Genomic DNA, 3,238 nt, shown 5'->3' with positions numbered 1-3,238 from the left:
ACCCGTCGCGTGCGAGGTGGACGTCACCGGCTGGTACGCGACGGTCGCCGAGCACGGGCTCGCGTACGGGCCGGTCTTCCGGGGCCTGCGCCGGGCGTGGACCGCCGACGGCGAGGTGTTCGCCGAGGTCGCCCTCCCCGACGAGGTCACCGGTGACCCGGCGGGCTTCGGGGTGCACCCGGCGTTGCTGGACGCCGCCCTGCACCCCGTCGGGCTGCTGCCCGCCGACCAGTCGGGCGGCGGTCCCCGGGTGCCGTTCGCGTTCGAGGGTGTGCAGGTCCACGCCGTCGGCGCCCGGACGCTCCGGGTCCGCCTCACCGCCTCCGGCAACTCGGTGCGGCTGGTCGCCGCCGACGAGACGGGCGTGCCCGTGGTGTCGGTGGACTCGCTGGCACTGCGCGAGATGACCGGCCTGGCGGCCGCGCCGGACGAGGCGTACCGATCCCTGTTCGAGGTCTCCTGGCAGCCCGAGCAGATCGCCGCGCCCGACGGCGCGTACGGCTGGGCCGTGCTCGGTGACCGCCCGCTCGACGGCGCGCCGCAGCTCCCGGCGTACGCCGACGTCGCCGCTCTGACCACGGCGGCGACGGACGGCACCGCCCCGGCGGCGCTGCTGCTACCCGTCACCCCGGCGACCTCCGGGACGGACGTGCCCGACGCGGTGCGCTCCGCCACGACGGACGTCCTCGGCGCGGTGCAGGCGTGGCTGGCGGCCGAGCCGCTGGCGGACTCGCGGCTGGTCGTCGTGACCCGCGGCGCCGTGACCACCGGCGCCGACGACCGCGTGAGCGACCTGGCGGGGGCGGCGGTCTGGGGCCTGCTGCGCTCGGCCCAGTCGGAGCACCCCGGCCGGCTCGTGCTGGCCGACCTGGAACCCGGCGCCGACCTGGACGCCGACCTGCTGGCCCTGCTCGCCGCAGCCGCCGACGACCCCGACCTCGGCGGGCAGGTCGCGGTGCGTTCGGGTACGGCGTACCTGCCGCGGCTGGTCCGCGCCACGGGCGCCGCGCGGACCCCGGCGACCCTCGGCGGGGGAACCGTCCTCGTCACCGGCGGCACCGGATCGCTGGGCGCCCTGGTGTCCGAACACCTCGTCACCGCCTACGGCGTGCGTTCGCTGGTGCTGGCGTCCCGGCAGGGCCCGGCGGCCCCCGGAGCCGACGAGCTGGTGCGGCGGCTGGCCGCGCTGGGCGCGACCGCCCGCGTGGTCGCCACGGACGTGACCGACCGCGAGCGCGTCGGCGAGCTGGTCCGGTCCATCACCGCCGACGACCGCCTGGCCGGGGTGGTCCACACCGCCGGCGTCCTCGACGACGGCATCGTCAGCGGGATCACCGCCGACCGGCTGGCGGACGTGCTGGCCCCGAAGGTCACGGCGGGCTGGTGGCTGCACGAGGCGACCGCCGAGCTGGACCTCGACCTGTTCGTGCTCTTCTCCTCCGTCGCCGGGGTGCTCGGCTCTCCCGGCCAGGCCGCGTACGCGGCCGGCAACGCCTTCCTGGACGCCCTCGCCGTGCTGCGGGCGCAGCGCGGGCTGCCCGCCGTCAGCCTCGCGTGGGGCATGTGGGACACCGACGGCATGGCCGCGTCGATCAACGACACCGACCGGGCGCGGGTGACCCGGGCCGGTCTGGTCCCGATGACCGCCCCGGTCGGGCTCGGGCTGTGGGACGCCGCCCTGACCCACGGCGGCGCGGCGCTGGTGCCGGCCGTTGTCGACCTGCCCGCCATGCGGGCACGGACCGCCGCCGGCCGGGTGCCGGTGATGCTGCGGGGCCTGGTGGGACCGGCCGCGAAGCGTCGCCGCTCCGGCACCGGCACGTGGGCCGACCGGCTGGCCGGCCTCGACCCGCAGGAGGCGCGTACGCAGGTGGCCCTGCTGGTGCGCGGGATGATCGCGCAGGTGCTCGGCCACGGCGGCGCCGAGGCGGTGCCGGCGGACCGGGCGTTCCGGGAACTGGGCTTCGACTCGCTGACCGCCGTCGAGCTGCGCAACCGGATCAACAGCGCGAGCGGACTGCGGCTCACGTCGACGCTCGTCTTCGACTACCCGACCCCCGCTGCCCTGTCGGAGCACCTGTACGAGCAGCTGTCCGGCCAGGTCGCCGAGCAGCAGCGGGCCGTGCGGGCGACAAACGTCGACGAGCCGATCGCCATCGTGGGCATGGCCTGCCGCTACCCGGGCGGCGTGACGAACCCGCAGCAGCTGTGGGACCTGGTCGCCGCCGGCGCCGACGGTATCGGCGAGTTCCCCACCGACCGGGGCTGGGACCTCGACCGGCTCTTCCACCCCGACCCGGACAACCCCGGGACGTCGTACACCCGCCACGGTGGCTTCCTGTACGGGGCCGCCGAGTTCGACCCGGACTTCTTCGGCATCTCGCCGCGCGAGGCGATCGCCATGGACCCGCAGCAGCGACTGCTGCTGGAGGCGTCCTGGGAGACGTTCGAGTCGGCCGGCCTCGACCCGTCGCGGCTACGTGGCAGCCGGACCGGCGTCTTCGCCGGGCTCATGTACCACGACTACGCCTCCGGCGTGCAGGACCTGCCCGAGGGCGTGGGCGGCTACCTCGGCACCGGCACCTCCGGCAGCGTGCTGTCCGGCCGGGTCGCGTACACGTTCGGCCTCGAAGGCCCGGCGGTCACTGTCGACACGGCGTGCTCGTCGTCGCTGGTGGCGTTGCATCTCGCGGTGCAGGCACTGCGCGGCGGCGAGTGCGATCTCGCCCTGGCCGGTGGCGTGACGGTCATGGCGACGCCGGGCACGTTCATCGAGTTCTCCCGCCAGCGGGGCCTGTCGCAGGACGGTCGCTGCAAGTCGTTCGCGGCGTCGGCCGACGGCACGGGCTGGTCCGAGGGCGTGGGTGTGCTGCTGGTGCAACGACTCTCCGACGCGCAGCGGGAGGGCCGGCGGATCCTGGCGGTGGTACGGGGCAGCGCCGTGAACCAGGACGGTGCGTCGAACGGCTTGACGGCGCCCAACGGCCCGTCGCAGCAGCGGGTCATCCGGCAGGCCCTGGCGAACGCCCGGCTCACCACGGCCGACGTGGACGCCGTCGAGGCGCACGGCACCGGCACGACCCTGGGTGACCCGATCGAGGCGCAGGCCCTGCTGGCGACGTACGGGCAGGACCGGCCCGCCGACCGGCCGCTGTGGCTGGGCTCGATCAAGTCGAACATCGGCCACACCCAGGCCGCCGCCGGGGCGGCCGGCATCATCAAGATGATCATGGCGCTG

Annotated in this window: 1 protein-coding gene; it reads left to right on the top strand. The window is 75.8% G+C overall.

Going from position 1 to position 3,238, the window contains the following annotated elements; all coding sequences use genetic code 11:
- Positions 1-3,238, top strand: a 3,238-nt coding sequence (locus tag KBX39_RS27195; RefSeq protein ID WP_210873210.1) for an SDR family NAD(P)-dependent oxidoreductase, incomplete at both ends; no start/stop codon positions are given.

The sequence above is a fragment of the Micromonospora sp. D75 genome (genome assembly GCF_018070405.1).
Taxonomy (GTDB): domain Bacteria; phylum Actinomycetota; class Actinomycetes; order Mycobacteriales; family Micromonosporaceae; genus Micromonospora; species Micromonospora chalcea.
This window is presented reverse-complemented; position numbering and strand designations above follow the sequence as displayed.